The organism is Janthinobacterium sp. 75 (genome assembly GCF_004365495.1).
Classification (GTDB): domain Bacteria; phylum Pseudomonadota; class Gammaproteobacteria; order Burkholderiales; family Burkholderiaceae_D; genus Janthinobacterium.
Genome location: NZ_SORD01000001.1, coordinates 4,466,029 through 4,487,384, shown reverse-complemented (window position 1 = coordinate 4,487,384; position 21,356 = coordinate 4,466,029). Strand labels below are relative to the sequence as shown.

The following is a 21,356-nucleotide window of genomic DNA, read 5'->3' as shown; positions in this document are numbered from 1 at the left end:
TGTTACCTTGTACAGGCGACGCTTCAGACAGATTTATTAAGCGGCGCCGCAATATTGTCGGTCTTGACAGGGCTTTTGGCAGCCACGGGGGCGCCGGCCGCCGGCAGCAGCTGGCGTAGGATGGCGTCGGCGATGCCGAAGGCGCGCTGGCCGGCCATCTTGTCGGCCACCAGGTTGTCGGCCATTTCCAGCATGTCGCTGTTGATGGGGTCCTTGAAGACGCTGTCCTCGCCAGCCATCTCGCGCGTGCCCGAACGCATCTGGCGCAGCATGTGCGAGATAAAGAAGGCTTCGAACTTGACGGCCGCCTCGGTGGCCTTGGCCGCGTAGCGGGGATCGGCCGGCGTGGCCGCGGCAGGAGAGCGGTCGTCGAGCGCCGAAGGCAGGGCGCTGCTGCTGTCATTGATATTAAGCATCAGATTACCACCAGTTCGCCTTCGATGGCGCCAGCCTGGTCGAGGGCTTGCAAAATTGCCATGATGTCATCGGGCGAGGCGCCCAGGCTGTTGACCACATCGATGATAGACTGCAGTTTGGCGCCGGCCGGCCATTTGAACATATTGCCGTTGCCCTGGTCGACGGACACTTTTGATTGCGGTGTGACAGTGGTCTGGCCGCGGCCGAACGGCGCCGGCTGGCTCACTGCCGAGCTTTCGGAAATGACGACCTTGAGCGAGCCGTGCGTGACGGCAGCCGCCTTCACGCGCAAGCCTTCGGCGATGACTACGGTGCCGGTGCGCGAATTGAAGACCACTTTCGGGGTGTCGACACCCACATCGACGCTCAAGGCTTCCAGCTTGGCCATGAAAGCCACGCGCTGGGTCGGGTTTTCCGGCGCCAGCACGTCCACGCTGGTGGCGTCGCGCGTGGTGGCGACGGCACCGAAGCGGCGGTTCACGGCTTCGACGATATTGATGGCCGTCTCGAAATGCGGGTGGCGCAAGTTCAGGGTGACGGAAGGCCTGGTGGAAAAGTCGCTGAGAATCTCGCGTTCGATGTTGGCACCGTTGGGAATGCGGCCCGAGGTGGGCGTGTTGACGGTGACGGACGAGCCGCTCTTGCCGGTGGCGTTCAAGCCGCCGACGACCACGTTGCCTTGCGCCAGCGCATACGTTTCATTGTCGGCCGCGCGCAATTGCGTCAGCAGCAAGGTGCCGCCACGCAAGCTTTTCGCATCGCCCAGGGACGAGACGGTGACGTCGATGGCCTGGCCACGGCGGTATCCTGGTGGAAACACGGCGCTGACCATGACGGTGGCGACGTTTTTGCTTTTCGCTTCGGCACCGTCCGGCATCTTCACGCCGAACTGCTTGAGCATGTTGACCACGGACTGGCTGGAAAATTTTACCTGGGTGGTGTCGCCGCTGCCGTTCAGGCCCACGACGAGGCCATAGCCGACCAGCGGGTTGTCGCGCACGCCCTCGATGCTGACCAGGTTGCGCAGCACTTGCGCGGCGCTGGCGGGCAGGGACAGGCCGGAGAGCACGGCCAGCATGGCTGCCAGGGGCAGGGCGGAACGAAATTTCATGAGCTCACCTTAAAACGGCATCCATGGGCCGACGAAGAAGCGCGTCAGCCAGCCTGGTGTATTGGCTTCGGCCAGGGTGCCCTGGCCGGAATAGGCGATTTGCGCATTGGCGATGCGCAAGGACGATACCTGGTTGTTGGAATCGATGTCGGCTGCGCGCAGGTAGCCGCGCAGGCGCACGAATTCTTCGCCCTGGTTCAGGGTCAGCGTCTTCTCGCCTTGCACGCGCAGCAAGCCGTTCGGCAACACTTCCTGCACGATCACGGTGATGGCGCCGGACAGCGCATTTTGCTGCGTGCTGGTCGAGTCGCCGGCGAAGTCGCGTTCGGCAGAGAGGTCTATGCCCGTCTTGGGGAAAGTCTTGCCGAGGATGTTGGCCGCTTTCACGCCGACGGACGAGCCCTTGTTGAAGGAGGTACCGGCCTTCTTGCTGGCCTGCGTGGTTTCCTGCAGGGCCACGGTGACGACGTCACCCACGCGGAAGGCGCGGCTGTCCGAGATCAGGTCCAGGCCCGCGTCAGGATTGAACACGCCGCCTCCCACGCCGCCGCGCGCAGCGCTGCGCGGCGCCACGGGCAGCGGCGTATCGGAAAAGCTGGGCGCCACCGGCGCGGCGGGCTGGCTGGCACAACCGGCCATCAACACCAGCAGCGCGGCCGCCGTGGCTTTCATGGCGCCTGTCATCAGCGTGCCGCTTGCGCCAGGTATTGCAGCATATTGTCGGCGGCCGACAGCACCTTGGTGTTCATTTCATAGGTGCGCTGGGCAGCGATCATGTCGACCATCTCTTCGACCACCTGCACGTTCGAGCCTTCCAGCGCAAACTGCTTCAGCTTGCCCAGGGCGCCTTCACCGGGACGGCCTTCGGTCGGCGTGCCGCTCGATGCCGTTTCCTGGAACAGGTTTTCGCCCAGTGCCAGCAGGCCCGTCGGGTTGATAAAGCTGGTCAGGTTCAGCTGGCCCAGCTGGGTGCCGTTGACATTGCCCGGCACGGTGGCCGTGACCATGCCATTTTCGCCGATGGTGATCGCCGTGGCATTGTTTGGCACGGTGATCTGCGGCACCAGCGGCAAGCCCTGGGCGTTGACCATCACGCCGTTTTCATTGATGCCCAGTTGGCCGGCGCGCGTGTAGGCTGCTTCGCCGTTCGGGCGCAACACTTGCAAAAAGCCGTTGCCGGTGATGGCGACGTCGAATTCGCGGCTCGTCGTTTGCAGGCTGCCGGTGGTAAACACTTTTTGCGTGCCCACCATGTGCGTGCCGTTACCCAGCTGTACGCCCGATGGCGAGAGTGTGTTGTCGGCGCGCTGCGTGCCCGGTTGCTGTTCGACCTGGTAAAACAGGTCTTCGAACACGACGCGGTCGCGCTTGAAACCGACGGTGTTGACGTTGGCCAGGTTATTTGCGATGGCTTGCAGTTTGGCATCTTGTGCCTGCACGCCGGTCTTGCTGATCCACATTGCTGGATTCATGTGTTGCTCCTAGTAATAGTTTGGCGTTGGGCTTAAGCGCCCAGCAGGCGGTTACCGGATTCGGTCATGGAATCGCTGGCCTTGAATACTTTCATTTGCATCTCGAAACTGCGGTTCAGGCTCATGGTGGCGACCATTTCCTCGACGGCCGAGACGTTGCTGCCTTCCAGATGGCGGTCGCGCAGGCGCACCGTCGGGTCAGCCTGCAAGTCTTCGCCGCTGCGCGCGACGATCAGGCCCGCCTCGTTCTTGGTCAGTTCGCCCGCTTCGGCGTTGACCAGCTTGAGTTTGTCGACAGTCTGCATTTGCGCAGTGCCCGGCACCTGGATGGAGATCGTGCCATCACCGCCGATCGACAGGCTGGTGTGCTCGGGAATCGTGATCGGGCCACCTTCGCCCAGCACAGGGCGGCCGTTGATGGTCAGCGCGCCCGTTTCATCGAGGTCCATGGCGCCGGCGCGCGTGTAGGCTTCGCCGTTTTGCCACTGTACCGCGAGAAAACCGTTGCCCGTGACGGCCACGTCGAGTTCGCGTCCCGTTTCCTTGATGGCGCCCGTGCGCGTGCCGACGGCGCTCGACTGCGTCTGCGTCATGTGGCGGTCGTCGTAGCCATAGCCGTTTTGTAGCGGCTGGGCAGTGGACACTTCCAGATTGGCGCGAAAGCCGCCCGTCTCGATGTTGGCCAGGTTGTTGGCGTGTACCTGCTGTGCCCGCAGGGCACGGTCGGCCCCGCTCATGGCGGTATAAATCAGCGCATCCATTGCTCTTTACCTTCGCGTATCGTGGATTACAACGCTTGCATCAGCGATTGCAGCATGGCGTTCTCGGTCGAGATGACCTTCGAATTCGCCTGGTAATTGCGCTGCGACGTCATCAGGCCCACCAGTTCGGAGGTGATGTCGACGTTCGACTGTTCCAGCGAGCTCGTCACCAGTTTGCCGGCCATGCCGACGCCCGGACGGTCATAGATGGCGGTGCCGGACGTGGTCGAGGCGACCCAGCTGGTATCGTTGACGGCCGTCAGCGCGCCTTCGTCTGGGAAGGTGGCCAGGGCGATCACGCCGATGCTTTGCTTCTGGCCGTTCGTGTATTTCGCCACAACGGAGCCGTCATTGGCCAGTTCCACGCCCGTGTAGGTGCCCGAGGCATAGCCGTCGGCGCGGTCGGTCGAGGTGGTGGCTTCGCCCGCGAACTGGGTCGTGCCCGTGTAGTCGATGGCGATCGACAGCGCCGCGGCGCCGGGCGGCGTGCCCAGCGCCAGCGTGACCGCCGTGCCGGTCTGCAGCTTGCCGGACGTGTCGAAGGTCATGTTTGTCACCGGTGCCAGATCGGCGTTGTCGAGGGTGTAGTGCACGGTCACGCCCGTTGCCGTCTTGACGAAGTACTGGCCCAGCGAGTGCTTGGCACCCAGCGAATCGTAGACGATCGAGGACTTGGCGCTGTTGTAGCTCAGTTCATTGGTCTTGTCGAAAGGCGGGGTCTTGATAGGCCACTCGGACGACATGTTGGCGGCATACGCCAGCTTGGTCGACGCTTCTGCAGGAATCTGGCCCGTCGGAATGTTCATGTCGCCCATGGTGCCCAGGGTGGTGCTGCCCTTGACGGAGGCATAGCCCTGTACCAGGCGGCCGTTCGAGTCGATCAGCTTGCCGTCATTGCTGGCCGAAAAGATGCCAACGCGGCTGTAGCTCATGGTGTTTTGCGCATCGCGCGCGACGAAGTAGCCGCGGCCATCGATGGCGGCGTCGAGCGCGCGGCCCGTGTTCAGCACGCCGCCATTGAGCGACATGCTTTGCGTGATCGAGCCGATTTCCGTGCCCGTTGCGCGCGAACCGGCGTACATGGCCGAAAAGTTGGCGCGGCTGCTCTTGAAGCCGTAGGTGCCGGCATTGGCGATATTGTTACTGGTGCTGTTCAACTGTTGGTTGATGGACTGGATACCGGACAGGGCGATGTCGAAACTCATGTTGACTTCCTTTAGTGAAGGACGAGATTAGTGTGCAGGAAACGAAGGGGCGAGCGGATCAGGCCGTCTTGCCGTTGAAGCCGGTGATCGCGCCAGGGTTGACTTCGCCCAGGTTCGACACGCTCAATATCATGCTGCCACCAGACGACAGGCGCACGCTGTTGAGTTTGCCTGCAATATCGACCGATGGTTTTTCGGTGCCGCTGGTGCTGACCTTCATGCTGTAGGTACCGGCAGGCAAGCCCAAGGCCACAGGATCGATGGTAAACGGCACCGTGCCGGGCGATTTGGCGCCCAGTTCGATCTTGTATTCCTTGTCGTCCAGCCCTTTCAGGGTCACGGTGGTCTTGGTGGTGCTGGCGGCCAGCGCGATGGTGCCGCTGACCTTGCTCTTGTCGAGCTGGACCGTTTCGCTGTTGACCATGACTTCTGAGCCCACTTGCGCGCCCAATGCCAGCACCTGCATCGATTGCAGCACGCTGGCATTGGCGCTGGTCAGCGCCGACAGATTCTGCATCGCTTCTGTTTGCGCCTGCTGCGTCAATTGATTGACGAACTGGCTCGGGTCGGTCGGCGCGAGGGGATCCTGGTTTTTGATCTGCGCGACCAGCAACTTGGTGAACATATCCTGGGTGGCATTGCCTTGCGACTTGACGGCATTGTTGTTGCTGCCGCTGCCGCTGGTGTTGTTTGTAAAGAGATTGGTTTCCATGGATTATGCTTCACCTAATTTGAGGAGCGATTGCTGCATCGACTTGATGCGGCCCAGAACTTCGACATTTGTTTCAAACGCGCGCGACGCCGACATCATGTCGGTCATCTCTGCCACCTGATTGACGTTGGGGTAGAACACCATGCCATCGGCATTGGCCATCGGGTGGCCCGGTTCATACACCTTGCGCAGCGGCTCATCGCTTTGCACCACGTCGAGCACTTGTACTCTTCCACCGGCGCCGCTGGCGCCGGGGCCATCCATCACGGCTGCAAACACGGGCTTGCGCGCGCGATAGGTTTCGCCTTCGGAACCGGCAACGGAATCGGCATTGGCCAGGTTGCTGGCGATGGTATTGAGGCGCACGGTCTGCGCCGCCATCGCCGAACCGGCGATCTTGGAAATATCCTGGAAGCTCATGCTGATCCTTATTGTCCGGAAATGGCCTTGGACAGACCCTTCAGTTTCATGTTGACGAAAGTAAGGCTGGTCTGGAAGTCGGTGGCATTCTGCGAGAACGCCGCCTGCTCGACGCCGATTTCGACGGTATTGCCGTCGCGGCTGGGGTGGTAGGGTACGCGGTACAGGGCACTGGCATCGTCATCGGTCGACAGCAGGCCGGCCTCGTTGTCCTGCAACTGCTGCAGGGCGCTGCCGAAATCCATGTCCATGGCCTGGAAGCCGGGCGTATTTTCATTGGCAATATTGGCCGCCAGCACGCGGGTACGGTCGGCACGCAGCGCGAGTGCATCAGCGTGCACGCCCAGCGCATCCTTGAAATTAATCCCCATGGTCATCCTTTGTATTGAATTCGATCGTGCTTTTTGCGGTTCGGGCTAGAAAATAGGTGGTGCAGAGGTAAAATCCCCGCCTGGTCATGTTGACGCATGGTAAGGTCATGCCGCTTCAGTATCTTTGATTAAGGTTAGCAATGATTCATTTCAACAGCATTACGATGATCCGAAACAAGGTGCCACTCCCTCATATACTGCTTCCTGGCCTATTTTTACTGACCAGCCTATATAGTAGTGCAGGTCGCGCAGAATTGCCAGCCGACAATATATTTTCGCGTGTGGAACAGTTGGCGCGAGAGCAATTGGCGCAGCAGGCAGGCAAGGCGGGGTTGCTGGAACCGCAGTTCCAGGTGGCCGTGGTGAAAAGCACGCGCCCCGTGCCTGCTTGCGCGGCGCCTGTTACCCTGGAAACGGCGGACAGCCGTTCGGCGCAGCGCATGCGCTTTGTGGCAGTGTGTCCTGGAAGCAACGGTTGGCGTTACGAAATGCTGGCGCGCGGCAGCATCACGGCTCAGGTCGCCGTCACCAGCGCGCCCGTCACGGCCAATACGCCGTTGCAGGCGGGCGACGTGACGATGGCGCGACGCGACGTGACGATGGTGCCGGACAGTATTTCCTCCCTGCCGGGCGCCGTCGGCCTGTCGAGCCGGCGCAGCTTGCGTGCCGGCGAAGTGCTGCGCCAGGGACAGCTGGCAGCGCCCATGTTGATCAAGCGGGGCAGTGCGGTCAATATCGTGGCACGCAAGGAGCAGGTGGAAGTGAGCATGGCCGGCGAAGCGCTGGATCCCGGCGCGCTGGGGGAGGTGATCCGCGTGCGCAACACCACCAGCGGCACGGTGATACGTGCCAGGGTGGTCGATGCGGGCGTGGTGGAACCGGCCGACATTAGCGGCCGTTAAGGAAGGTCAGTCTGCGGCGGCCGTGCGCTGCAAGCGGGTCGCCAGCTGCGTGAGCTTGGCGGCGTAGTTGGGGTCGGTGGCATAGCCGCCGCGCGCCAGACCTTGCGCGAAGGCGCCCGCGTCGGTACCCGTGTTCAGGGCGGCGCGGTAGCGTGGATTGTCGAGCAACACCTGTGCATAGTCGCGGAAGGCGCTGGCCTGGTCCGGATAGCTGCGGAAGCGCTCGGTTTTCTTCAGCGCCGTGCCGCTGCCCGCTTCGTACTCGGTGGTGACATTGCTGGCCACATCGCCCTGCCATTTGCCGCCGGCCTTGATGCCGAACAGATTATTCGTGTCTGCCCCCGTGCCCTGGCGCAGCGGACGCTGGCCCCAGCCCGATTCCAGCGCGGCGTGGGCGGCGACAATTTCCGGCGCCACGCCCAGGCGCGCGCCCGTTTCTTGCGTCCACGGCTTGATCGAGGCGAGGAACTGCTGCTGCACTTCTCCGATCTCGCCACCCTGGTTGATACTGCCCAGTACATTCACGGGCTGGCTCTGCTCCAGGTAGGCGCGGCCTTGCGGGCTCAGGCTAGTGGCGTTGCCGCCACCCTGTTCGATGAAGCGGGCCACTTCGCCCTGTACCTGCTGGAAAACGCTGCCAAAACTGCCAGCGGCCACCGTGGCAGGGGTAGCGCGCATATTGCTCTGCACGGCGGAGGTGGCCAACGTCGACGGCGTCGCCGCCGTGGCGCGGGTGGTGGGGAAATCAGCCTGGCGCATAGGTATCTTCCTCGCCATGCAGCACACGCCGCATGATGCTGTACTGCTCTGTTAATAAATCACTGTTGCGGGCATTCAGGCGCTTGCATTCCAGCACCATCTGCTCCAGCGCTGCCCAGTCGGCCTCCGCCTTGCTGCGCGCGTCTTCTTGCAACAACGCAAACAATTGCGGCATATCGCCTTGCGGGCCCAGCAGGGCAGTGACCAGGCTGACGCGCTGACGGCGGCGTGCATCGAGGGGATCGACCGCGGCGATGACCTGGTCGGCCAGCGCCGTCAGTCTGGTGCTCTGGTGGTGCAAGGTGGCCTGGAATTGTTCTTCCAGCAAGGTTTTCAGGGCGGCGTAGCCGACGCTGTCGTCCGTCATGCCTTGCAGCACGCGGTGCACGGCTTCCTGACGCGTGATGCCCTTGCGCGATGCGGTCATGACTCACCACCGTGGAAACGCTGGATCAAGCCTGCCAGTTTTGCTGGATCGAATGGCAATTCGCCCTTGGCCAGTGCATCGCGCAGCATTGCCACGCGCTCGTGGTCGATCTCGGGCATGGCGCGCAGGGCGGCCATGGCTGGTTGCAGCACGGCCGACTGCAATTCCGCTCCGGCCGACGAGCCGTGCATGACGCCTGCGGCGCCCGCGTTCTCGGCGATCGCCTCGGCGGGTGCGATGGCGCTGCTGCGTACGGCAGCGCCGGTATTGCCGGAGGAGATTTTCATACGTTGTCCCTTGCCCTTAATTTGCATGCTCATCGCGCTCCTTCTTTGCGGGCAGGCCCAGTTTTTCGCGCAGGCGCTGCAAGGTTCCCGAGTCCGGTTCACCCACTTGCAGCTCTTCGCCTTGCGCCTTTTGCCCCGCCATGCCAAACATGGCGGCGATGCTGTCGGCCTGGCCACGCGTCAATATTAACAGTTCGATGCGGCGGTTGATGCCGGCGCTGGCATTTTTCACGTCCAGCGGCGCGCGGTCGGCCATGCCCACCACTTGCAGCACGCTGTCCGGACTCATGCTGCCAATCAACAATTGCGCGCGCGCCGACATGGCGCGGTTGGCCGACAGGGTCCAGTTCGAATAGCCTTCATAGCCGTTATTGGCGTATTGCATCGAATCCGTGTGGCCAACGATCAGCATCTGGTTGTCCATCTGGGCGAAGACGGGCCCCATCTGGCGCAGCAGCTTGCGGAAACGGTCGGTCGGCACGGCGCTGCCGCGCACGAACATGCCTTGCTTGTCCGTATCGTGCAGCATGACGCGCAAGCCATATGGCGTGATCACGGATTGCAGATTGCTTTTCAATCCCGCTTCGTCGCTGAGCTTGTCGAGTGCGCGCGACAGGGACAGCAAGTCTTCCGGTGACTGGTAGCTGACCTTGGTCTGGTTTTGCGGCGCGGCACCGGCCTTGCCATCGTGCGTTTGCTTGCCTTCCGTGCGCGTGTCGCCCGTGCCCTTGCGGGGCATGGGGAAACGCTCGATCAGGCTGCCGCGCGGGCCGCCTTTCTGTTCCGGCATGACGCCCTGGCCTTCGCCCTGGCGGCTGCCTGCCGACGCGTCCATCATGATTTCCTTCATCGCCTGCTGCTCGCGCGCGGCCATCAGCCACAGCACGAGGAAGAGCGACAGCAGGGCCAGGCAAAAGTCGGCGAACGCTACTTTCCAGGCACCGCCATGGCCATCGTCATCATGCTTGCGACCGGCACGCTTGATGATGGCCTGCTCATGTTTCTCATGCGGCTTTAGCACGGCGGCCTCCCCGGCCTTGGCCTTGCTCTTGCTCGGCGCCGCCATCTTCCAGCGCATTGATCCAGCTTTCCAGCTGGGCGAAGCTCGGCTTGATGTTCAGCTGCACCAAGCGGCGGCCTGCATCGATGGCCAGCAGGGGCGGCTTGCCCGCCACGTGCGTGACCAGCACGACCTTCACGCATTCCATGGTCGAACCTTCCTCGCCCACCAGCTGTTTCATCATGTTGCACATCGGATCGAGCACGCCGTAGCAGAAGAAGATGCCGATGAAGGTACCGACCATCGCGGCGCCCACTTTTTCCGAAATTTCCGCCGCATCGGCGCCGTCTGCCACGGAATTCATGGCCATCACGATACCCAGAACGGCGGCCAGAATACCGAAACCGGGCATGGCTTCGGCGATCTTGTGCAGGGACTTCGACGGTTGCAGCAGTTCGTCGTGGATGGCTTCCAGTTCCTGCTCCAGCACACCTTCGAGCTCATGCGCGTTGATCTTGCCCATCGCCATCAAACGGAAGTTGTCGACGATGAAGGCCAGCAGCTTCGGTTCTTCCAGCACCAGCGGATAGCGCTGGAACAGGGCGCTTTCGCGCGGTGCTTCGACGTGGGCGTCGAGCGCCTTCAGGCCGCCGGCGGCCGTTTGCAGCAGTTCATACATCAGCAGCAGCAACTGGCGCTGGAATTCCGAACCTTGCTTCTTGTGCGTGACGATCTTGCGCATCTGGTGCAGCATTTCCCCGAGTACATGCTTGGGGTTGCCCAGCACCAGGGCGCCGACGGCGGCGCCGATGATGATGATCAACTCGACCGGTTGCCAGATCGCGTGGACGGTGCCGCCCATCAGGGCGAAGCCTCCGAATACACACCCCATCACGATTAAGATACCGATAATTACCATGTCAACTGCCTTTCTGCGTCATTGTGCTACGTCAATTTGATTGGTGCTTCTGAAACTTTTGCTGAAACCTATGCGTCTTGCAGCATGGCTTTCATCTTGCCCAGCGCCGTCTTGTTCAACTGGCAGACGCGGGCGTCGCTCAGGTCCAGCACGGCGGCAATTTCTTTATAGCTCAGTTCGAATTCGTAATACATCTGGATCACGCGCTGCTCGCGTTCGTCGAGCGCGCGCAGGGCTTGCTCCAGGCTGCGCCGCACCATCAATTGCTCTTCCGGGCTCGGTGCGCTGTCGGCCTGGCCCAGGCTTTCCTGCAGCACTTCGTCGAAACTGACGATCAGCTCGGCGTTTTCCGCCAGCTGGTATTCCTGGAAAGCTTCCGGCGTCAGCTTCAGGGCGGCCATGATTTCCGCATCCAGCGGTTCGCGCCCCAGGCGCCGGGTCAGGGCGCGCACGCTGTCGCGCAGGCGATGGCTTTCCTGCCGCACTGCGCGCGGGCGCCAGTCCTGGCGCCGCAGTTCATCGAGGATGGCGCCGCGGATGCGCAGGCTGGCATAGCTGCCGAATGACTGATCCGGCACGCCGTAGCGGCGCAGCGCCTCCAGCAAACCCATCAGGCCGATCTGTTCCATGTCGTCGCGGTCGATGGCGCCCGACACCTGCGAATTGAGCTGGCGCACGATGCGCTTCACCAAAGGGGCATACGCCACCAGATGTTGTTGCTCTTCGGCAATGCTGAGCACGGCCGCGCAAGCGCTGGCGGCGGCATATTCACCGGCGCCATACGCTTCCTGGTATTGCTCTACATAGGCCACGGGGTCTCCCACTAGGTCGGCTGGCGTGTTGGCTTATTCAATGATCAGCTTGCCGACCATGACTTCGGTGTAGGGTTTTTCCATCTGCTCGCGTTCATAGCTGACATTGAAGGCCTTGTTGATCTGCTCGGCATATTGCTCCACCGTCATGGTCTGTGCCTTGTCCATCGGAAAGCTCGACAGGGTGCTGACGGCGATCGAGCGCATCAGCGGCAAGTGGTCCTTGGTCAGCTTTTCCTTTTCTTCGGTGGTGGCGATCACCAGGTCGGCAGACAGATAATGCGTTTCGGTGTCGCCAGGTCCGCGGCGCAGCATCACGATGACCTTATCCAGCGTGAGGAACTTGCGCGCCTTCTTGCCCGTGGCGGGCGGTGGCGGGGCTTTTGCGTCGGCAACCTCGGCATGGCCGGCGACCGGCTTGGCCAAATACCACATGGCGCCGCCAGCCGCGCCGGCGGCCAGCACGGCCACGGCGACAAAGCCGACTATCAGTTTCAGTTTCATATTCATCAGGCGTTCTCTCGCTCGTGCATGGCGTAAGTGGTGCTGGAAGAAGTGCCGGACGGCGTGCCGTCGGACAGGGCGCGGCCCGGCTCGGCATCGTCCTGCTGGCGTCCCGGTTGACGCTGGCCGCGCGCATCGCCTTCGGCAAACGCCTGGGCGGCGGGGCTGCGCGGAGTCGCGCTGATATTCACGGCCACGTCGGTGAACTGGCGCTGTGCCAGGTCGCTGCGCATGTTTTCGCCTATGCCTTGCAACTGGCGCAACACCTCCGAGTTCGACGCCGTGACGTTCACCTGCAGCGCGCCGGCCGTGTGGCGGATGGAAATTTCAATGCGGCCCAGCATGGGCGGATCGAGGCGGATCGTCGCGTGTTCGCTGTTGCGCCCGATCTGCGTCTGCAGGCGTTCGCCCAGCGCTTCGCGCAGCGGTTCCTGCCATTGCTGGGCAGGGCCGTTGAGCTTGATGGTGTCGCCAGCCGGGGCCGCCGTGGCGGTATTGCCGACCGTGCCCGACAAGCCCAGGTTGGGCGTGGCTGGGGCCGGCGTTGCGGCGCCACGCTCGCCCTCGCGTGCGGCAGGGGCGGCGACGGCTGTCGCCGGCGCGCCTTGTTGCAGCAACGCTTCGAACGGCTGTGCCGGCGCGTTACCTTTTGCAACTGTCGCCGGATTGGCGGCGGCCAGCGGCTCGCGCGTGTCGCGCCCTGATGCCGGCGCTGGCGCCGTGGCCGGTGCGGCGAGGGTGATCGCCGCAGGATGCACGCTGATGTTGAGTGCCGGGTTGGCTTGCGCGACATTCGCCTGCACTGGTGTCTGTACTTGCGCCTGGGCAGCGGCACGCGCCTCGGCTGCGGCCGCGTCCGTCGGCGGCATCGTCACCGGCAGCATCGCCGCCGGCAAGCCAATGAGGGGGGCGGCCATGGCTGGCAGGGCGCTGTCGGCCTGGCTGTCGCTGTCGCTGTCCTTGGCGGGTGCGGGCGTGGGTGCGGGCGTGCCGGCATCGGCCGTTTCCACGGCCGTCACATCGAGCACCTGCGCAAACAGGGGCAGGGCGGAGGCCGCGGCGCCATTGCCGGCATAGCCTGGCACACCTGGCGTGCCGGGAAAGGCCGCAGCCTGCTCCGACGCTGGCGCCGGTGCTGCTGCAGTTGCCGCTGTGGCTGCCGGTGCCGGAGCGGCGGCCGCCGTGTTGAAGTTCATGATCATGCTTGATACCCTTCAGAGTCGTATTCGCCGAGCGCGGCGTAGGCGACCCAACCTTCTTTATTTGCCTGTAATGCACCCAGGTGTAAGCCCAGGCGTTCTTTTTCCTCAGAGCAAATTTTAACCGCTTGCGCGTGAATTTTGCGCAATTGCAACAATTCTGCGTGTTCCAGCGCAGTCCATGCACCCCGTTCGGCCAAGAGCGGGATGTTTTTCGCCAGGCTGGCCGAGAGTTTTTCCATCGCATCCCAGTCCGGCTGCGCGATCGCCGCGCTCAATTGCCGGCTCAGCTGCTGCAGCGCAGCGCGCCTAGGCATTGTTGGCCTGCACGCCTACCCAGCCGCGCTTGATGGTGGTCATCAAGGTCGTTACTTCATCGATCAGGGTCGGGTCTAGCTTGATGCCAGCCGTGTACAGGCGCGCCACGCAGTAGTCGTACAGGCGGGCCAGGTTGACTACCACCTCGCCGCCATTGTCGAAATCGAGCGAGCTCGACAGACCGTTGATGATCTGCGTGCATTTATCCAGGCTGATGGCCTTCTGTTCGTAGCGTTTGCCCACGATATGCCCGCGCGCGCGCGCCAGTTCTTCCAGCAAGCCATCGGTCAGGACAAGTACCAGTTCCACCGGCGAGGCGCGCGAGGTCTGGGCATCCAGGTTGACTGCATGGTAATTGCCGTAAGCTTCATTGTTTAACATTATTTCTTCTCGCTATGTTAACGTGCGGCGGCGCTGCAGGCGCATCCGCCTTAGGATTTATTGTTGCTGAACATGGCATCGAACATATCGGACGTCTTGCTCATTTGTTCCTGCATGACTTGCAGGCGGGTAAATTGATCGAGGAAACGTTTGTATGCCGTGTCATATTGGGCCGTGAGGCGTTCACCGCTCTTGACCAGGCTCTTCTGCAGCTTGTCCGTGGCTGCCTGGCGCTGGACGATCTGGCCCTTGGTGATATTGCTCCACTGGCCCAGTACTTTGTCCAGACCGCCCAGCACGCCGGCCGGGGAGGACAGGCTGTTGTTGCCGAACAGCTGATCCAGGCCGGTCGGGTTGGTGGCCAGCTTGGCCGTCAGCTTGGCGGTATTGAGGCTAATGGAGCCATCACGCTGAGCGGTGATGCCATACGACACCAGCGAATCGCCACCGATGCTCAGGCGCAGGGCATTGCCCATGCTGCTGCGCAGCGCGTTCAGTCCGGAATCATGGGCAAAGATGCCTGCGGCGATATTCTTTTCCGGGTTACCGGGACTGGCCAGTCCATCGATCAGGGTTTTCAGTTTGTTGTAGGCATCGACGAACGTTTGCACGTTGGCGGCGGTGCCGCTGCTGTCCGTGGCGACGGTCAACAGCACGGGCGCTTCGCTGGCCATCATGGCGCGCGTGAAAGTGATTTTCACATCCTGCACGTTGGTGAAGGTATTCGACGCTTGCGTGATTTTCGTGCCTGTATCCTTGCCGCCCAGCCAGACGATGGCGTCGTCGGCCTTCACCACTTCCTTGATGTTGGCAGGGGCGATCAGCGCGCCTTTCAGCGCGACGTTGGTGACGCCGCTGGCGTCGAGCGTGGCAGCGTTCGCGATGCCCGTCACATTCGACGTCAGCACCAGTTGCGCTTCGTTGCCGACGGTGACGATGGACGCAGTCACGCGGGAATTGTTCTTGCTGTTGCCATTGATGGCGGCAGCGACTTCCTGTGGCGTCAGCGTGCCATTGCCATCCTTGTCGGCGGCGGCCAGGTCGATATCGAGCGTGTTGTCGCCCACACCATCGCCGATCTTCACTTTCAGAGTGCCGGTGCCGTCGGCCGTGGCAACGCCGCTCAGGCCACCATATGACACCTGGCTGGCCGTGGCGAGTTTTTCCACGAAAAAGCTGTATGAGCCTGGCACGGCCTTGATGCCGGCCGTGGCCGTGCCATAGCCGGCGGTCGGGAAGGTAGCGGACTGGCTCAGCACCGACTTGCTGCCGGTCATGGCCGACATGGCGCTCTGGAAGGTCGAGATGGCCGACTTCAGGTTACCCAGCGCCGTCGTGGTGTTATTGGCCAGCGCCGTTTGCGCCGCCAGGGCAGCTTTCTGCCCTGCGACTGCCTTGGTCGCCAGCTTCTCCGCCGTTGGGATCGGATCGTATTGCGGTGAGGTAATTACGCTTGCCATGCCAGACTCCTGAATAAAGGGATATACCGGTACAAGGCGACCCCCATTCCCGTTTTGTGAAGTTTTCCTGAAAGAAACTTACACAAACCTCATTTTACCTGCCCGCGGAACCAGAACTGCGTCGCAAGCTCGTCTTGCCGCTTGGCATCGACACGCTGTTGCTCATTTGCAACATGCCTTTGTTTTTGCGTCAGCACCTGGTCCAGTACCTCGCGTTTGGCCCAGGCCGTATTCAGGGCGCGCTGCGACACGGCCATGTTGGCTTCGTGCAGGTGCAAATCGGTACGGTGCTGGTCGGCCATCTGCATGACCGCCTGCTTGAAATTGCCGCAATTGACGGACAGGGCCAGGGGCAGGGCGCCGCTGGGGCCGCTATCCGTGTACAGGCCCGTCAGGCGTTCCAGGTTTTTCTGGTAGCGCTCGCGCACGGCCGTCTGCGCCGCCATGTCACTCTGCAGGCGTTCCACTTCAGTGCTGCGCAGGCCGACCAGGGTGGTCAGGTTGCGGATGGTATGCGCGTCGCTCACATATGCTCCTAGGCCATGATCTGTTCAAGTTGGGCTATGCACGGCCCCATCGGCGCCTCTTCCTTGGTGCCCTGGCACAGGAAGGTTTCGATGGGGGCGTGCAGCTGTACGGCGCGGTCGGTAATCGGGTCGGCGCCAGGCACGTAGGCGCCCAGCGGGATCAGGTCGCGCACGCGCGCATGGCGCGCCATCGACGCTTTCAGCGCGCGCGCCGCCTGCATGTGCTCGGGCGTGATCACCTGCGCCATGCAGCGGCTGATCGAGGCGGCGATGTCGATGGCGGGGTAGTGGCCCCGCTCGGCCAGTTCGCGCGTGAGTACGATGTGGCCGTCGAGAATCGCGCGCGCCGTGTCGACCACCGGGTCCTGCTGGTCGTCGCCTTCGGCCAGCACCGTGTAGATGGCGCTCATGCTGCCGTCAGGGTGGGCGCCATTGCCGGCGCTTTCCACCAATTGCGGCAGGTTCGAAAAGACGGACGGCGGATAGCCGCGCGTGGCCGGCGGCTCCCCCAGGGCCAGCGCCACTTCGCGCAAGGCCATCGCATAGCGCGTCAACGAATCGACCAGCAGCAGCACGTGCTTGCCCTGGTCGCGGTAATGCGCGGCAATCGAATGGCACAGTTCGGTGGCCATGATGCGCATCAAGGGCGATTCATCGGCCGGCGCGATCACCAGCACGGCTTTCTTCAAACCTTCGGCGCCCAGCGATTTTTCCACGAATTCGCGCACTTCGCGGCCCCGTTCGCCGATCAGGCCGACGACGACGACATCGGCCACCGTCTGGCGCGTGATCAGGCCCAGCAGCACGCTCTTGCCCACGCCGGAACCGGCCATCAGGCCCACGCGCTGTCCCTTGCCCAGGGTCAGCATGCTGTTAATCGCCCGCACGCCCACGTCCAGCGGTTCGACCACAGGTTGTTTCTTCAGCGGATTGATTTTCGGCGGCGTGACTTCCAGAATGTGTTCGCCACCGAGGCGGCCCAGGTCATCGATCGGCTCGCCCAGTCCATTCACCATGCGGCCCAGCCACGACGGGCCGATCTGCAGGCTGGCCTTGTCGGGCAGGGGCAGCACGCGGGCGCCCGTGGTCAGGCCCGTGGCTTTCTTGAAGGGCATCAGGTAGGAGAGTTTTTCGCGGAAACCGACGACTTGCGCATCGAGCCACTCGCCGCTCACAGTTTCAATTTGACAACGCTGGCCCGTGTGCAGGCGGCAGCCGGCGCTTTCCAGCAGCAGGCCGGACGCGCCGACCAGGCGGCCGGTGGGCGTCGCGACCGGAATGTCGCCGATCTCGAAGCTGCGCAGCGTGTCGGCGATCATGCAGGCGCGCCCTGGTCCGCGTGTTCGGCTGCCAGCGCCAGGTGGCTGCTGACCTGTTCCATGCAGGCCGACAGGCGCTGGTGACAGCCCGCGTCGACTTCATTGTCGCCCGCCTTGATGCGGCATTCGCCCGCGTCGAGGCGGGCGTCGGCGATCAGGTTCCAGCGCTTGGCGCGCTTCGGATCGAGTTCGCTGATGCGTTTGAGTTCTTCCGGATTGAGGAAGACGTCGATTTCTTCTCGCGTGGGCGGCATCGAGGCGAGGGTCTCGTCGACCAGGGCCAGCAATTGCACCGGTTGCAGCGCCAGTTCCGCGCGGATCACCTGGCGGGCCACCTTGGCCACCAGGTCGACCACTTCCTTGCGCTGTGCTTCGCGGTAATCCGCGCGCACTTTTTTCAGGTCGCGCAAGATGGCGTCGACGGGACGCGCCAGGCGGTCCAGCGCCACCAGGGTTTCATTGCGGCCTTCTTCGCGGCCCTGCGCCATGCCATCGCTGCGCCCGGAGTCGTAGCCGTCCTGCTGGCCTTGTACCAGGCCCACTTCGTAGCCGTCGCGCTGGCCCTGCTCGAAACCTTCCGAGACGGACGCCTGCCACTGGCCATCCGTATCCTCGTTGGAGGCGCGCTGGCCGGCGGCGATGAATTGCGACAGGGGCGGGAAACGATACGAGCGGAAGTGTTTCATTCGATCACCGCTTCAGCAAACAGTTGCACTTCGATCTCGCCCGCATCGGCGAGGCCTTTGACGGTGGCCATGATTTCCTGGCGCGTCTGTTCGATACGGGAGAGGGGCACGGGGCCGGAGCGGCGCATCATGTCTTCGAAGCTCTGTGCCTGGCGACGCGGCATGGTTTTCAGCACGGCGTCGCGGATCGACGGTTCCGCGCCCTTGAGGGCGATGGCCCACTGTTCCATCGGCACGTCTTCCAGGATGCGTGTGAGCGTGACATCGCTTTGCGTGGCCAGGATCAGGAAGTCGTACATGCTCAGTTCGATTTCCGAGACGACGTCCGGGTCGTGCGCGCGCAGCAGTTCGACCAGCGCGGCCCGGTTGCCCGGCATGCGGTTGAGGATCTCGGCGGCCTGGCGGATGCCTTCCACGCTGGTGCTTTGCGTGTCGAGCGTGCCCAGGCAGCGGCCTACCAGTTCGTCGAGCTCGACCAGCAGGTCGCGGTCGATTTCGTCCAGGCGCGCCAGGTTCAGCAAAACCAGGTCGCGGCCTTCGACGGGCAGGGCGTCGAGAATCTGGCCTGCCAGCGCGGGTGGCAAAAAGGCCAGGAACACGGCTTGCATCTGCACGTGCTCGTTGACGATGTATTCGGCCAGCCATTTTGGCGAAGCCCACTGCAGGCGCGCCATTTTCGGACGGATCGCGTCGCCATAAATGTTGTTCAGCACGCTGTTTGCGATATCGCTGCCCAGCGCCATGTCCAGCGAGCGCTTCAGGTAGCTGCGCGAGGCGCCGTGCACGCCGCTTTGCTGGCGGTAGTCGTCGAAGAAGGTCTGCATGGCCGTTTTCACGGATTCGACCTTGATGCCGCTCATGCGCGACATCACTTGCGTGACTTCCAGCAATTCTTCGCGCGACAGGCAGCGCAGCACGTTGGCTGCCTGCTCTTCGCCTATGCTCAGCAGCACGATGGCGGCCTGTTCCACTGGATTCAGGCTGACGCTTTCGTACTCAGCGCCGTCGGAGGGATTATTGTTGTTGAGTTCGGCCATTTTTCTGCATCCATTGTTTGACGACTTCGGCGACACGCTCGGGTTCTTTTTCAGCCAGCACTTTCAGGTGATCGACCATCACGTCGACCGCCGAGCCTGGTGGCGGCAAATCATAATTTTCCAGCAGGGGCACGACTGGCATGTTGCCAGCGCTGGCCTCGCCTTCGAGCGCCAGCGGACTGCCATTCACGCCCAGGGCTGGCGCGCCAGCGGCGGCCACGCCATTCGCGCCGGCGCCGCTGCTGCCGCCCAGTGCCAGGGCAGGATCGAGCTGTTTCAGTGCCGGCGGCGCCAGGCGCGTGGTCAGCAAACGCATCAGCGGACGAAGGATCAGGAAGTAGCCGAGCACGGCGCCCAGGGCGTACAGCAGCCAGCTGCTGAAATCGACAACGGTGTCACGCTCTTCCCACCACTGCGCCACGGGCGGCTTGGCAGGGAAGGTCAGCGCAGTCAGACTCAGGCTGTCGCCGCGCTGGGCGTTGATGCCCAGGCCGCTGCTCAGCATTTTTTCAATATTGCCCAGTTCGGCAGGGGTCCAGCCGGTTTTCGGATTCGGTGCGGCGGCGCTGTTGAGGACAACGGCGACGCTGAGTTTTTCCAGGCGGCCACGGCTGCGCTTGATCTGCGTGATGCTGCGGTCGTAGGCGTACTGGCGCGTGGTGGCGTTCTTGCGGGCCGTGCCATCGTCGGACGGCCTCGGTGCTCCGTCGGCCGGCGCGGCGCCTGCTGCATCGGCCGGCGCCGGCACGGCGGCCGCTGGCGGACGGTTCGACAGGCTGCCCGGGATGCCGGCCACGGTGCGGTTGCGTTCCTGCTCTTCACGCATCGCTTCGCTGGTCACTTTCGGGGCTTCGCCGTATTTTTCCAGCGTTTCGTCCACGCGGTCGTTGTTCACGGCGGCCGTCACGCTGAGCTTGAAGTTGTCTTCGCCGATAACGGGACCGAGCAAGCCCGTGACGTTGCGGCGGATTTCATCCTGGAAACGCTTCGCGCCTTCATTGCCGGCGGCCGACGCATCGAAGCCGTCCGTCAGGTCGACGTGCGAGGACAGCAGGTTGCCGCCCTGGTCGACCAGGCTCACGCGCGTAGGCGCCAGGCTGGCGACGCTGCCGGCCACCATATTGATGACGGCGGCGATCTGTTCCGGCGCCAGGGTGCGGCCCGGTTTCAGCGCCACGACGATCGAGGCGGACGATTTGTCGCCGTCGCTGGCGACGAACGAGGTCGACTTGGCAATCGACAGATGGACGCGCGCCGAAGCGATCGCGTCCATCGTCATGATGCTTTGTGCCAGTTCGCCTTCCAGGCCGCGGCGGAAGCGTACGTCCTGCACGAATTGCGATACACCCAGCGGGTCGTTCTTGTCCATCAGCTCCAGGCCTGCCGGCAGCTGCGCCGTCACGCCCTTCGAGGCGAGCAGCATGCGCACCTTGCCCAGCATGGCATCGGGCACCAGCACCTGGCCACTGTCCGGATGCAAACGGTAGGGGATGTGCTCGGCGTCCAGGGTTGCCATCATGTCCGTCACGGCCACTTTTTCGCGCGCGCCAAACACCGGCTTGTAGTTGGCCTGGTCGCGCCAGGCATACATGGTCACCATGGCGGTGATGCCGATGGCCAGCACGACGATGGGAACCAGGTTTTTCAGCAGGGCGGGCGGGATGGCGGGCTGGGCACCAAGGCGCCAGCGCGCAAATGCGGACTTCATGGGGGTAATCACTTGGGGTAACTTTCGCTGGGAGGCTGGGCGTGGATCAGGACGTGAAGATTACAGAGGCAGTTTGATGAGTTCGTCGACGGCGCCCATGACCTTGTTGCGCACTTGCATCAACATGGAGAAGGACAGGCTCGCTTCCTGGCTGGCCAGCATGGCGCCGACCATGTCGTCACTCTTGCCGCTATCGACGTCGCTCATTTTCTGCGCGGCCATGCGGTCGTCGCCATTGACCTTGCCGATGGCGTCTTTCATGCTTTGCGCAAAGGAGAAGCCGGATTGTTCCGGTGCGCCGAACTGGGCGGCCGGGGCGATGCTGGCGCCCAGGGCGTGCGCGTCATTGCTCAGTGCTGCCAGATCGGCCTTGATCAAACCTGCGAGTTCGTTGCTCATCGTGCCCTCTACTTTCAATATGCGGTGACGTATCAATCAGAATTACTGGTGTTGCCAATCCGGCGGAAGTGCATATGAATGCCTTCCTGCCCGGCCCGATCCGCAAGGCCCATCAGTTTTATCAGTTGCCACACCATCCGCTCAAGCAGATTCAAACAAACCCGGCAAAAACACGCCGACATGATTTACATGGCCATGACAACTAATAATTATCTGATAAAAGTTTCTGCTAGTGGCAATAAG

General features: G+C 62.8%; 28 protein-coding genes. 2 read left to right on the top strand and 26 right to left on the bottom strand.

Annotated features, from left to right (window positions below; all coding sequences use genetic code 11):
• Positions 1-23 precede the first annotated feature (23 nt).
• From C8C89_RS20405 to flgB, 9 genes are read right to left on the bottom strand one after another with little or no spacing between them, the layout of a single operon-like run.
• A complete protein-coding gene (locus C8C89_RS20405) occupies positions 24-416 on the bottom strand; it encodes a rod-binding protein (protein ID WP_101480806.1) in 393 nt (130 codons plus the stop codon).
• Entirely contained in the window at positions 416-1,528 is a 1,113-nt protein-coding gene (locus tag C8C89_RS20400; protein WP_101480807.1) for a flagellar basal body P-ring protein FlgI, read from the bottom strand. The genes C8C89_RS20405 and C8C89_RS20400 overlap by 1 nt, the downstream gene beginning before the upstream one ends.
• Before the next feature lie 9 nt (positions 1,529-1,537).
• Positions 1,538-2,200, bottom strand: a complete 663-nt coding sequence (gene flgH, locus C8C89_RS20395; protein WP_166674808.1) for a flagellar basal body L-ring protein FlgH — start codon at positions 2,198-2,200, stop codon at positions 1,538-1,540.
• 11 nt (positions 2,201-2,211) lie between these two features.
• The gene (gene flgG, locus C8C89_RS20390; protein ID WP_180338421.1) at positions 2,212-3,000 is read right to left on the bottom strand and encodes a flagellar basal-body rod protein FlgG; all 789 of its coding nucleotides are present in this window, start codon (positions 2,998-3,000) and stop codon (positions 2,212-2,214) included.
• A 32-nt stretch (positions 3,001-3,032) separates the two neighbouring features.
• The gene (locus C8C89_RS20385; protein WP_133992194.1) at positions 3,033-3,761 is read right to left on the bottom strand and encodes a flagellar basal body rod protein FlgF; all 729 of its coding nucleotides are present in this window, start codon (positions 3,759-3,761) and stop codon (positions 3,033-3,035) included.
• Positions 3,762-3,787: 26 nt separating this feature from the next.
• Positions 3,788-4,966 carry a flagellar hook-basal body complex protein gene (locus C8C89_RS20380; RefSeq protein WP_133992192.1) on the bottom strand — a complete coding sequence of 393 codons (1,179 nt, stop codon included), beginning with the start codon at positions 4,964-4,966 and terminating at the stop codon, positions 3,788-3,790.
• Positions 4,967-5,024: 58 nt separating this feature from the next.
• Entirely contained in the window at positions 5,025-5,678 is a 654-nt protein-coding gene (locus tag C8C89_RS20375; RefSeq protein ID WP_101480812.1) for a flagellar hook capping FlgD N-terminal domain-containing protein, read from the bottom strand.
• Positions 5,679-5,681: 3 nt separating this feature from the next.
• Positions 5,682-6,098 carry a flagellar basal body rod protein FlgC gene (gene flgC, locus C8C89_RS20370; protein WP_034757795.1) on the bottom strand — a complete coding sequence of 139 codons (417 nt, stop codon included), beginning with the start codon at positions 6,096-6,098 and terminating at the stop codon, positions 5,682-5,684.
• A gap of 8 nt (positions 6,099-6,106) precedes the next feature.
• Positions 6,107-6,469 (bottom strand): flagellar basal body rod protein FlgB, encoded by a 363-nt coding sequence (gene flgB / locus C8C89_RS20365; RefSeq protein ID WP_034758109.1) that lies wholly within the window; start codon positions 6,467-6,469, stop codon positions 6,107-6,109.
• A gap of 254 nt (positions 6,470-6,723) precedes the next feature.
• Between flgB and flgA the strand changes: the two genes are divergently transcribed.
• Positions 6,724-7,371 (top strand): flagellar basal body P-ring formation chaperone FlgA, encoded by a 648-nt coding sequence (flgA, locus tag C8C89_RS20360; RefSeq protein WP_133992190.1) that lies wholly within the window; start codon positions 6,724-6,726, stop codon positions 7,369-7,371.
• A gap of 6 nt (positions 7,372-7,377) precedes the next feature.
• Here flgA and C8C89_RS20355 read toward each other — a convergent pair whose 3' ends face one another.
• The 17 genes from C8C89_RS20355 to C8C89_RS20275 form a co-directional block, all read right to left on the bottom strand.
• Complete coding sequence (locus C8C89_RS20355) at positions 7,378-8,130, bottom strand: glucosaminidase domain-containing protein (protein WP_101480814.1); 753 nt, start codon at positions 8,128-8,130, stop codon at positions 7,378-7,380.
• The gene (gene flgN, locus C8C89_RS20350; RefSeq protein ID WP_101480815.1) at positions 8,117-8,557 is read right to left on the bottom strand and encodes a flagellar export chaperone FlgN; all 441 of its coding nucleotides are present in this window, start codon (positions 8,555-8,557) and stop codon (positions 8,117-8,119) included. The genes C8C89_RS20355 and flgN overlap by 14 nt, the downstream gene beginning before the upstream one ends.
• Positions 8,554-8,844, bottom strand: coding sequence for a flagellar biosynthesis anti-sigma factor FlgM (gene flgM / locus C8C89_RS20345; protein WP_133992188.1), 291 nt, complete (start codon positions 8,842-8,844; stop codon positions 8,554-8,556). The genes flgN and flgM overlap by 4 nt, the downstream gene beginning before the upstream one ends.
• 16 nt (positions 8,845-8,860) lie before the next feature.
• Positions 8,861-9,922, bottom strand: coding sequence for a flagellar motor protein MotB (locus tag C8C89_RS20340; protein ID WP_101480817.1), 1,062 nt, complete (start codon positions 9,920-9,922; stop codon positions 8,861-8,863).
• A complete protein-coding gene (gene motA, locus C8C89_RS20335; RefSeq protein ID WP_034757817.1) occupies positions 9,849-10,763 on the bottom strand; it encodes a flagellar motor stator protein MotA in 915 nt (304 codons plus the stop codon). The genes C8C89_RS20340 and motA overlap by 74 nt, the downstream gene beginning before the upstream one ends.
• A gap of 68 nt (positions 10,764-10,831) precedes the next feature.
• On the bottom strand, positions 10,832-11,575 hold the full coding sequence (locus C8C89_RS20330; RefSeq protein WP_133992186.1) for a FliA/WhiG family RNA polymerase sigma factor: 744 nt from the start codon (positions 11,573-11,575) through the stop codon (positions 10,832-10,834).
• Positions 11,576-11,608: 33 nt separating this feature from the next.
• On the bottom strand, positions 11,609-12,085 hold the full coding sequence (locus C8C89_RS20325) for a flagellar basal body-associated FliL family protein (RefSeq protein WP_101480818.1): 477 nt from the start codon (positions 12,083-12,085) through the stop codon (positions 11,609-11,611).
• Positions 12,085-13,281, bottom strand: a complete 1,197-nt coding sequence (locus C8C89_RS20320) for a flagellar hook-length control protein FliK (RefSeq protein ID WP_133992184.1) — start codon at positions 13,279-13,281, stop codon at positions 12,085-12,087. The genes C8C89_RS20325 and C8C89_RS20320 overlap by 1 nt, the downstream gene beginning before the upstream one ends.
• Positions 13,278-13,556 carry a hypothetical protein gene (locus C8C89_RS20315; RefSeq protein ID WP_243858149.1) on the bottom strand — a complete coding sequence of 93 codons (279 nt, stop codon included), beginning with the start codon at positions 13,554-13,556 and terminating at the stop codon, positions 13,278-13,280. The genes C8C89_RS20320 and C8C89_RS20315 overlap by 4 nt, the downstream gene beginning before the upstream one ends.
• A gap of 31 nt (positions 13,557-13,587) precedes the next feature.
• Complete coding sequence (fliS, locus tag C8C89_RS20310) at positions 13,588-13,977, bottom strand: flagellar export chaperone FliS (RefSeq protein ID WP_092802392.1); 390 nt, start codon at positions 13,975-13,977, stop codon at positions 13,588-13,590.
• A 50-nt stretch (positions 13,978-14,027) separates the two neighbouring features.
• Positions 14,028-15,437 (bottom strand): flagellar filament capping protein FliD, encoded by a 1,410-nt coding sequence (gene fliD / locus C8C89_RS20305; protein WP_133992182.1) that lies wholly within the window; start codon positions 15,435-15,437, stop codon positions 14,028-14,030.
• Between the two features lie 89 nt (positions 15,438-15,526).
• On the bottom strand, positions 15,527-15,964 hold the full coding sequence (locus tag C8C89_RS20300; RefSeq protein WP_133992180.1) for a flagellar export protein FliJ: 438 nt from the start codon (positions 15,962-15,964) through the stop codon (positions 15,527-15,529).
• Between the two features lie 8 nt (positions 15,965-15,972).
• Positions 15,973-17,283, bottom strand: coding sequence for a flagellar protein export ATPase FliI (gene fliI, locus C8C89_RS20295; RefSeq protein ID WP_133992178.1), 1,311 nt, complete (start codon positions 17,281-17,283; stop codon positions 15,973-15,975).
• Complete coding sequence (gene fliH / locus C8C89_RS20290; protein WP_077403169.1) at positions 17,280-17,969, bottom strand: flagellar assembly protein FliH; 690 nt, start codon at positions 17,967-17,969, stop codon at positions 17,280-17,282. Before fliH ends, fliI begins: the two co-directional genes overlap by 4 nt.
• A complete protein-coding gene (locus C8C89_RS20285) occupies positions 17,966-19,006 on the bottom strand; it encodes a flagellar motor switch protein FliG (protein WP_035818015.1) in 1,041 nt (346 codons plus the stop codon). Before C8C89_RS20285 ends, fliH begins: the two co-directional genes overlap by 4 nt.
• On the bottom strand, positions 18,984-20,714 hold the full coding sequence (fliF, locus tag C8C89_RS20280) for a flagellar basal-body MS-ring/collar protein FliF (protein ID WP_101480823.1): 1,731 nt from the start codon (positions 20,712-20,714) through the stop codon (positions 18,984-18,986). Before fliF ends, C8C89_RS20285 begins: the two co-directional genes overlap by 23 nt.
• 60 nt (positions 20,715-20,774) lie before the next feature.
• The gene (locus C8C89_RS20275; RefSeq protein WP_096235044.1) at positions 20,775-21,113 is read right to left on the bottom strand and encodes a flagellar hook-basal body complex protein FliE; all 339 of its coding nucleotides are present in this window, start codon (positions 21,111-21,113) and stop codon (positions 20,775-20,777) included.
• 74 nt (positions 21,114-21,187) lie between these two features.
• On the opposite strand from C8C89_RS20275, the gene C8C89_RS27545 reads away from it, so the two are divergent.
• Positions 21,188-21,319 carry a hypothetical protein gene (locus tag C8C89_RS27545; protein WP_279587401.1) on the top strand — a complete coding sequence of 44 codons (132 nt, stop codon included), beginning with the start codon at positions 21,188-21,190 and terminating at the stop codon, positions 21,317-21,319.
• Positions 21,320-21,356: the final 37 nt, after the last annotated feature.

Excerpts from the sequence above, each read along its gene's own strand:
- C8C89_RS20385 (WP_133992194.1), bottom strand. The coding sequence starts at position 3,761 with ATGGATGCGCTGATTTATACCGCCATGAGCGGGGCCGACCGTGCCCTG.
- C8C89_RS20320 (WP_133992184.1), bottom strand. The coding sequence starts at position 13,281 with ATGATCATGAACTTCAACACGGCGGCCGCCGCTCCGGCACCGGCAGCC.
- fliI (WP_133992178.1), bottom strand. The coding sequence starts at position 17,283 with ATGATCGCCGACACGCTGCGCAGCTTCGAGATCGGCGACATTCCGGTC.
- flgB (WP_034758109.1), bottom strand. The coding sequence starts at position 6,469 with ATGGGGATTAATTTCAAGGATGCGCTGGGCGTGCACGCTGATGCACTC.
- flgM (WP_133992188.1), bottom strand. The coding sequence starts at position 8,844 with ATGAAAATCTCCTCCGGCAATACCGGCGCTGCCGTACGCAGCAGCGCC.
- C8C89_RS20285 (WP_035818015.1), bottom strand. The coding sequence starts at position 19,006 with ATGGCCGAACTCAACAACAATAATCCCTCCGACGGCGCTGAGTACGAA.
- fliH (WP_077403169.1), bottom strand. The coding sequence starts at position 17,969 with ATGAAACACTTCCGCTCGTATCGTTTCCCGCCCCTGTCGCAATTCATC.
- C8C89_RS20380 (WP_133992192.1), bottom strand. The coding sequence starts at position 4,966 with ATGAGTTTCGACATCGCCCTGTCCGGTATCCAGTCCATCAACCAACAG.
- motA (WP_034757817.1), bottom strand. The coding sequence starts at position 10,763 with ATGGTAATTATCGGTATCTTAATCGTGATGGGGTGTGTATTCGGAGGC.
- flgG (WP_180338421.1), bottom strand. The coding sequence starts at position 3,000 with ATGAATCCAGCAATGTGGATCAGCAAGACCGGCGTGCAGGCACAAGAT.
- fliS (WP_092802392.1), bottom strand. The coding sequence starts at position 13,977 with ATGTTAAACAATGAAGCTTACGGCAATTACCATGCAGTCAACCTGGAT.
- flgC (WP_034757795.1), bottom strand. The coding sequence starts at position 6,098 with ATGAGCTTCCAGGATATTTCCAAGATCGCCGGTTCGGCGATGGCGGCG.
- C8C89_RS20400 (WP_101480807.1), bottom strand. The coding sequence starts at position 1,528 with ATGAAATTTCGTTCCGCCCTGCCCCTGGCAGCCATGCTGGCCGTGCTC.
- C8C89_RS20375 (WP_101480812.1), bottom strand. The coding sequence starts at position 5,678 with ATGGAAACCAATCTCTTTACAAACAACACCAGCGGCAGCGGCAGCAAC.
- flgN (WP_101480815.1), bottom strand. The coding sequence starts at position 8,557 with ATGACCGCATCGCGCAAGGGCATCACGCGTCAGGAAGCCGTGCACCGC.
- fliF (WP_101480823.1), bottom strand. The coding sequence starts at position 20,714 with ATGAAGTCCGCATTTGCGCGCTGGCGCCTTGGTGCCCAGCCCGCCATC.
- fliD (WP_133992182.1), bottom strand. The coding sequence starts at position 15,437 with ATGGCAAGCGTAATTACCTCACCGCAATACGATCCGATCCCAACGGCG.
- C8C89_RS20355 (WP_101480814.1), bottom strand. The coding sequence starts at position 8,130 with ATGCGCCAGGCTGATTTCCCCACCACCCGCGCCACGGCGGCGACGCCG.
- flgH (WP_166674808.1), bottom strand. The coding sequence starts at position 2,200 with ATGAAAGCCACGGCGGCCGCGCTGCTGGTGTTGATGGCCGGTTGTGCC.
- C8C89_RS20275 (WP_096235044.1), bottom strand. The coding sequence starts at position 21,113 with ATGAGCAACGAACTCGCAGGTTTGATCAAGGCCGATCTGGCAGCACTG.
- C8C89_RS20340 (WP_101480817.1), bottom strand. The coding sequence starts at position 9,922 with ATGCGCTGGAAGATGGCGGCGCCGAGCAAGAGCAAGGCCAAGGCCGGG.
- C8C89_RS20325 (WP_101480818.1), bottom strand. The coding sequence starts at position 12,085 with ATGAATATGAAACTGAAACTGATAGTCGGCTTTGTCGCCGTGGCCGTG.
- C8C89_RS20405 (WP_101480806.1), bottom strand. The coding sequence starts at position 416 with ATGCTTAATATCAATGACAGCAGCAGCGCCCTGCCTTCGGCGCTCGAC.
- C8C89_RS27545 (WP_279587401.1), top strand. The coding sequence starts at position 21,188 with ATGAATGCCTTCCTGCCCGGCCCGATCCGCAAGGCCCATCAGTTTTAT.